Origin of the sequence: Leptothoe sp. PORK10 BA2 (assembly GCF_034932105.1) — a bacterium.
GTDB lineage: Bacteria > Cyanobacteriota > Cyanobacteriia > Phormidesmidales > Phormidesmidaceae > Leptothoe.
Map to the genome: position 1 here is coordinate 1 of NZ_JAYGIG010000091.1, position 6,543 is coordinate 6,543.

Genomic DNA, 6,543 nt, shown 5'->3' on the forward strand with positions numbered 1-6,543 from the left:
TTTTCTGGAACCTCTCGTCGCTACTTTTTTCATTTTCGGTAATAGCGAGTTCTTTTTGACTTGTATTCCTAATGATTGCTACTAATTTTATGAGATTTCTCAACCTGGCAAATGAAGCCATCTAACGTTCCCGGTCAGCGGCTGTAGTTATCTTAAACTCGTCAACGATAACTTCCTTTAGTCCGCTGCACCGGGATTGTTAGACTATTCACCATATTTTACAGCTCAGAACATTTATTCTCAATAAAATTGAACTCCACTAAGTACCTGGGCACAATTAAAAACCAGATACAAAACCCCACGCCGCCTGCTGAGCGGGCGGCGTGGGGTTTTATGGGTTTTATAGTTAATTGTGCTCACCTACTTAAGTAAACTCACAATGCTTCAACTGTACAAGTATATTCACTTGACGATAATTTGATTATTGTCAAAATCAAATAAGATCTCTATCCACTTGTAGCCTCGGTGAGGAATAAAAACTTCAAAAAACTTGCTGTCCCTCTGATTTTTATGAATAGCTTGAAAGTTGATACTTATGTTCCCTTTCCACCACCAGTTGTTTGTTTCAACAACATCTGGATATGGCTTGGCATAGCTAAAGCTCCAATTTTCTAGTTTATCCCTTTGATTACCACCTTTGATTTCTATTGAAGTTATAGGGCATAATGCTGACGAGCTTTTTGCTGAAAATCGAATTTGCCTGCCATTAAGAGCGAATTCTTCAAGAAATGTATCGATTAAAATTTCCACTGTATTTAGATCAACTTTATTAAAACCAAGCATTGGTTCAATAAATTGACGATACCTGGCAATGATTTGCTTCTTTTCTTGATGAGAAGCAACAAAAATATGGAAAAAGCTACCCATAAAAGCTTCCAATGTCTTTTGCTGTTCTCCAATAAGTATTTCCGCATAAAGAGAACGATCAAAGACCTCAATCCAGTTTTCATCTACTGCTTGACATAATGCTTTGAACACTGAAAGTTCTTTGCTATGTTTTCTGTTTAACCAAAACTTTACTGCGTCCTCATCCGAACAGCCTTCTGTAGACTGTTCATTTTCCTCTAAGATTTTAATGGCTTCATTTGCTATGAATCCCAGACGCTCAAGTTTACTTATACTTATAGAAATATCTTTAAGAATGGTGAGATCACCAGTTTCAATGCGTTTTTTAATGCGTTCTGACGCTTCTAGCGAAAGCCGAAAGCCTAGAGGCCTTGGTTTACTCCCTGTTCTGGGCATGTTCACCTCGAAAGCCGCAATTATCTACTACATTTTTCTGCATTTGTCAAGGGAACTAGGTGCCCATGACTCCACAAACATTTCATAGCTAGGATTCCCTCAAATCCAGTTCGGATTGACGTAAACCATTCTGGAGGCGTTGAAAATGTCTAAATCTCATAACAGTTATTCCAAGCAAGAAACTGATGGTTGGGGCGATCCTGTGACACGTCACTACGACGGCAATGATCGACAGGTTGGCTATTCCAAGCAAGAAACTGATGGTTGGGGCGATCCTGTGACGCGTCACTATGACATGGATCATGACCAGACTGGCTACACTAAGCAAGAAACTGACGGCTGGGGGAATTCCGTGACACGTCACTACAGCAAGTAGGAGAAGCAAACTTTACGCCTGTCTTATAAGAGTGTTTTGGGTCTTGTTGTTAGCTGAAGCATCTAAGAAAAATTAAAGGTGTTACGCATGTCAACCATGATTACCAGAGCACTCTTTTTTCTTGAGTGCTTCAAATCTTTCATTAGGAAAATCGAAGAAAATCCTAGTGAACTGTACTTGTTTATAGTTTGCCTTTGAGCATTATCTCATTCTGTTTTCTGTAAGTATCTCTAGAGGTTTTAGCAATCATGTCTACCGCGATTTTTTCTGCTGATAACGTATTGTTAAGCGAGTACGCTGAAAACTCTCAACTTCTTAAAAGAATTTGGGAGTGGGACTTTACGCGCGTTGAAAAGCGATTGCTCAGAGAGCGCCCGAATTTAAACATTCAGAAAGCTCTGGAGCAATTTCGCTACTTTATGTATTTATGCTTGGCTACTGGCCCCATCTTTGTACCAAATCAGGAAATTGATGATGTAGCTCACACAGCAATTGTGTTTACTGAAGACTGGTTTCGATTCAGTCTAGAGTTTAATGATGGATATATTCATCATCAGCCTCTCGATGAGCCTTTGCAGCCGAATGAAGCTGCTCAGAAACTGAATCAGATAGAAGAGCTATCCATGAGTCACTTTGGACGCATGGTATTTGAAACTGGTGAGTTTGTTTGTGGAATGATAACCGCAGCTCCAGTTTGCGGCATGGTAACTACAACGCCCGTTTGCGGTATGGTGACTTCGGCTAAAACGATTTAGCTTTTCTACTTTGCTTTGAAGCTAAAGTGTATTTCTGAGAAATAGATGGAGATAGGCAGTTTCTTGCTAGCAGGTAATAAACTGCCCATCTCCATTTTTTGTCATATGGGCAGGGTTCAGTCTAACGATTTGCTTCACCTGCCGCTCGTAACCTCTCGCATTAGCCAATTATTCTCATACGGTCAGCGTGCAAGCGAGTTGTTAGCTGTCCTTTGAAAGACTTTAGATTTCAAAGTTTTGAGAGTTGAAAAATAAATCCATAGATTGAGGATAAAAATGTAAAGCAAATTAGTATGTACCAGTAAAGCCTCCGATTTTCGCTCAGGCTGGAGGTTTTTCCATCTTTTTTTGCACGCTCTAAAACATTTTCCCAGCCATACGGAGACGTATTTTTGTATCCAACATTTTCGATACTCTTGACGTAATACGCTAGCTGCTCTACTCTCCGTGAAAGCTTGTCCGACCTAACCATGCCCAAAATGGATAAGACAGGCGGAAAAAACCAAGCAGGCAATATTAATAAGGATGGTGTTTGTAGACTGGCAAGCCATGCGTATATAAGACCAACCCCAATTACGGAATATCTCTCAAGATCAAAATTCTCTTTGATCAGAGTCGCTATTCTTTCTCTGACTAATTTGTATTCTTCAATCAATAGTAGTGTATGTAGTTCTGAATTTTCATCCGCCATTAAATTTTACCTGATTTTCTATTTGTGGCACGGACAACTCTGAGTATAAACAGCTAACGTTCCTGCTGAGCGGCTGCAAGTAGCCTTCGCAACATAATAACGTCTCCCGATAGTCCGCTCCAGCAGGGTTGTTATGCGGCTTGCCACTCAACTCAAACGATCTGCTATACACTATCAAGATTAAAAGCTTTAATTATTATCTTCGCCACTGCCTAACAAAAAATTGTATTCCTAAAAATATCAGGGAAATGACTGAAATTACCTGTCCTAGGTATATGGAAACATCTGCAAAGTTAAGTACTGGTATTTGAGATGATCGAACATCTATAAATACAGCATTCTCATTAAAGACAATTTTTTCCACAGTGTTACTTATAGCTCCAGCTAAAAATAATCCAACCCCAAATTGCAAAGCTTTCATAATTTCCTTGCCAAATTTAGAAAGTAGCCAAGAGATAAAAAAGATAACAGCAGTAACAAACAAAATAGACCCTATCTGAATCAAGAGTAGAAACTGATTGTTATCAGAAAACATGCTAAAAGCAGCACCTACTCCACGCAAGTAAGTCAAATGCAATATACCTGGCAACAAGGGGATCGTTTCTAGTGGGGATCTTGATTCTAGACTTACTCTAATACAATATTGAACGAACAAAATTAGAGCTGTTCCTATAGCGGTAACTGTCCACATTAGTCGATTGCTAGTCATCACCAAACACCAGGGTTCATAAACTTCCTTATCTCTAAACTTACTTGAATCTTAGCTACTCAGAACCTTGAACTTGCATACCCCACCAAGAACTGACAGCATTGTCCTTACCAAGGATCTGCGGCATAACGTTGCCTATCACCCGCCGCAGATGACCTCGAACGCTGAATAGATAAGCTTTTGGCGGTCGGTGTGCATGGGCGTTGTTAGGGTTTATTCATCAGGATAAGGGTTTTCCCTGATAAATAATAGTTAGGGCACGTTCAGCGTAGCTATGCAATTCTGCGTCATTTATAAAAGCTGTATCAGCAGCAGCATTTGTATCATGATGAAACTGTCCTGCATAATCGTTAATTTCATAAAGTTCAGTTGCTAGCGGTTGTAAATAAACAAGTGGATTAGGAGGTTGTGCCGCTTTTGCATCCCCAATAATTTGTCCAAAAAGTTTGTTCCGTTGGACATGTCCTGGAAATCGTCGATGCAAATATCCTTCTAGTAGTGGACGAATAGAACGTGCTACTACACATAGATCATCAAAAGTTTCACCATTTACGAAATCTTGCAGTATCTTATGATTTCTGTAGTAACCAGAAGCACATTCTTTATCAATATCAAAGGTGGAAAAATCGGAGCAGTCATTAGCAACTCGACTAATTTTGAATAATTGAGTGGGAATTTCAACTCGGCTTTGCTGCAAATCATCACGAAGATCTCGTAGGAAATGTGCATCGTGCCCAAGCACAATTAGCTGAGCCGATTTCATGCCGATCTCGCGTAAAATCCTTTTCGTTTGGGAACGTCGATTCCGATCTAGGCTACACACAGGATCGTCAACCACAATAATTTTGTCGCTGAGATTTGCATCAGCTTCAATGCGGGCAATAAAAAAAGCAAAAGCTAATGTCCGCTTATCACCCTCACTTAAAGCAGTTGAAAAAGATGGAGCAGCATCCGCTGAAAGCTTCACATCCCGACCTTTTACCTTTAAACCATAATTTGAGCGAGGAAGTCCTGTACCCCGATAGTCATGACTTAGCTGATCGATTTCAAATAGTGCGCCAAACTGTCTTGCTAAAGTATTGATCTTGCTCTGATATTGCTGAAGTGTTTGAGTCATAAGATCATCTAGATCACTGCGAGCACTGACCTTCTGACGTTCATGTAACTGCTTCGCATCTCTTGCATCATTCCATTGTTGAATTAAGTCACAGACAGTTGATTCTTGACGAACTTTAATCAGTTTCGACCTTTCAATTTCTTTTTGAATTTTCTGAATATTTTCACCAGCTAGTTTACGCTTGAATTCAATTATCCTATCTATGGAAACTTGAATTGATTCATTACAATTTCTTACTGCTAAAAGTACTTTTTCCCAAAGGAGTTTCGATTGGGCTTTTTCAGTATTACATCCTACTGCATCTAAAGGGTTTTGTTGCTTGACTTGAGCCAATTTGTCAAATAAGATGCGAATTTGCTTGAAATTGTCTGACAATACAGTTTTTTCTAATTCAAATCTCTGCGAACCTATATGTTCAGCCCATTCATTAGCTAAAGACTGATTCTTTTCTACTGTAGAAATGAGTTTATCAATAATTTCATCAGAAAGCCTCTTTTCAATGCCTTGCGCTAAGCTGGAAACTTTAGACTTCAAATCTTTGTATGCTTGATTGAAATGAGTTTTATAAGCTTTAATTAGATTATCTGATTCAAGAGCCTGTCCGCAGTATGGGCAACCATTTTCATGATTAAATGCTTGCCCCTGACTCAACCAATTTTCGAGATCTCCATTGGAATACTTGCTGATATGTGACCGGACAGTTTCTTCAGCATCTCTTTCAACATCTTCTAACGTTGTAGCAAGAATCCCAAAAAATGCTTCTAGGTCAAGTGATGGCTCAGGAATTAATTCTGGGCATGCTTTTCTTTGAAGGACTGCATTATTTTTAGCAGCATCAAGTCGTATTTGTAGAGAAGTTATTTTCTGATCTACATCTGGATCTGGCTGCAAGCTAGCAAATTCTTCAAGTGACATTCCATCTCTATAATTTGCTAGCTGTCTTTCAATAGCAGCTACTTCCCTCGACTTTTCAGAAGCTTTCTGTGCTTCACTGTCTACTTTTTTCTTTAATTGAACAGCATCTTCTCCTAATGCAAACTCTAATAATCCTTGCCTGTGATTTGCGTTAACAACAGTTCCAGAATATACATTTTTGTCAACGAATTCAGTATCAAAAACTAAAAGGTCAGAGTAGGAGTAAGACCAGACGTTGCCATCAAATTTAGCTTGTGTTCGAGAACTCTCTCTCTCAAACAATAGGTTTACTTCTGGGGCATTATTGCTATCGAGTGATTGGCGAAGAACAACTGATTCTATATCACCTGTCGAACAAGAGCGTAGGATGCTTGCTAGTGTTGATTTACCACGACCGTTTTCTGCATAAACCAAAGTGGCTCTGGCAAGTGGAGTTGAAGTACAAGCTGCATTATTGAATAGTCCTAAATTTTTAATGTGCAATATTTTTTTGAGCATGCTCGCACTCTTAATACTCTCTAGTGTCTCTATTGGATTGAATTGTCTGTCAAGGTAATTGTACCCTGGAGGTTCAAATGGCTAAAAATCCAATCATAGCGATGCTGAAAACCCTAACAACTTATTATACTGAAACTTTCCGTATATCTACCCCACACAAGGTAAATACCCCGAAACTTTCCATGTATCTACCCCATAGAGCAGATTATACTGAAACTTTCCGTATAAACATCCCGCTCA

Annotated in this window: 6 protein-coding genes; 2 read left to right on the top strand and 4 right to left on the bottom strand. The window is 39.3% G+C overall.

Annotated features, from left to right (window positions below; translation table 11 throughout):
- Window positions 1–402 precede the first annotated feature (402 nt).
- Entirely contained in the window at window positions 403–1,242 is an 840-nt protein-coding gene (locus VB741_RS14430; protein WP_323365884.1) for a hypothetical protein, read from the bottom strand.
- A gap of 145 nt (window positions 1,243–1,387) precedes the next feature.
- Here VB741_RS14430 and VB741_RS14435 point away from each other — a divergent pair, with 145 nt between their 5' ends.
- Together VB741_RS14435 and VB741_RS14440 are read left to right on the top strand one after the other, a co-directional pair.
- Window positions 1,388–1,618 (top strand): hypothetical protein, encoded by a 231-nt coding sequence (locus VB741_RS14435; protein ID WP_323365885.1) that lies wholly within the window; start codon window positions 1,388–1,390, stop codon window positions 1,616–1,618.
- A 248-nt stretch (window positions 1,619–1,866) separates the two neighbouring features.
- The gene (locus tag VB741_RS14440; RefSeq protein ID WP_323365886.1) at window positions 1,867–2,373 is read left to right on the top strand and encodes a hypothetical protein; all 507 of its coding nucleotides are present in this window, start codon (window positions 1,867–1,869) and stop codon (window positions 2,371–2,373) included.
- Window positions 2,374–2,602: 229 nt separating this feature from the next.
- Here VB741_RS14440 and VB741_RS14445 read toward each other — a convergent pair whose 3' ends face one another.
- The 3 genes from VB741_RS14445 to VB741_RS14455 all read right to left on the bottom strand — a co-directional run bounded on the left by VB741_RS14445 (window position 2,603) and on the right by VB741_RS14455 (window position 6,303).
- Window positions 2,603–3,064, bottom strand: a complete 462-nt coding sequence (locus tag VB741_RS14445; RefSeq protein ID WP_323365887.1) for a hypothetical protein — start codon at window positions 3,062–3,064, stop codon at window positions 2,603–2,605.
- 196 nt (window positions 3,065–3,260) lie between these two features.
- Window positions 3,261–3,773 (bottom strand): signal peptidase II, encoded by a 513-nt coding sequence (locus VB741_RS14450; protein WP_323365888.1) that lies wholly within the window; start codon window positions 3,771–3,773, stop codon window positions 3,261–3,263.
- A 220-nt stretch (window positions 3,774–3,993) separates the two neighbouring features.
- Complete coding sequence (locus VB741_RS14455; RefSeq protein ID WP_323365889.1) at window positions 3,994–6,303, bottom strand: AAA family ATPase; 2,310 nt, start codon at window positions 6,301–6,303, stop codon at window positions 3,994–3,996.
- Between the last annotated feature and the right edge of the window lie 240 nt (window positions 6,304–6,543).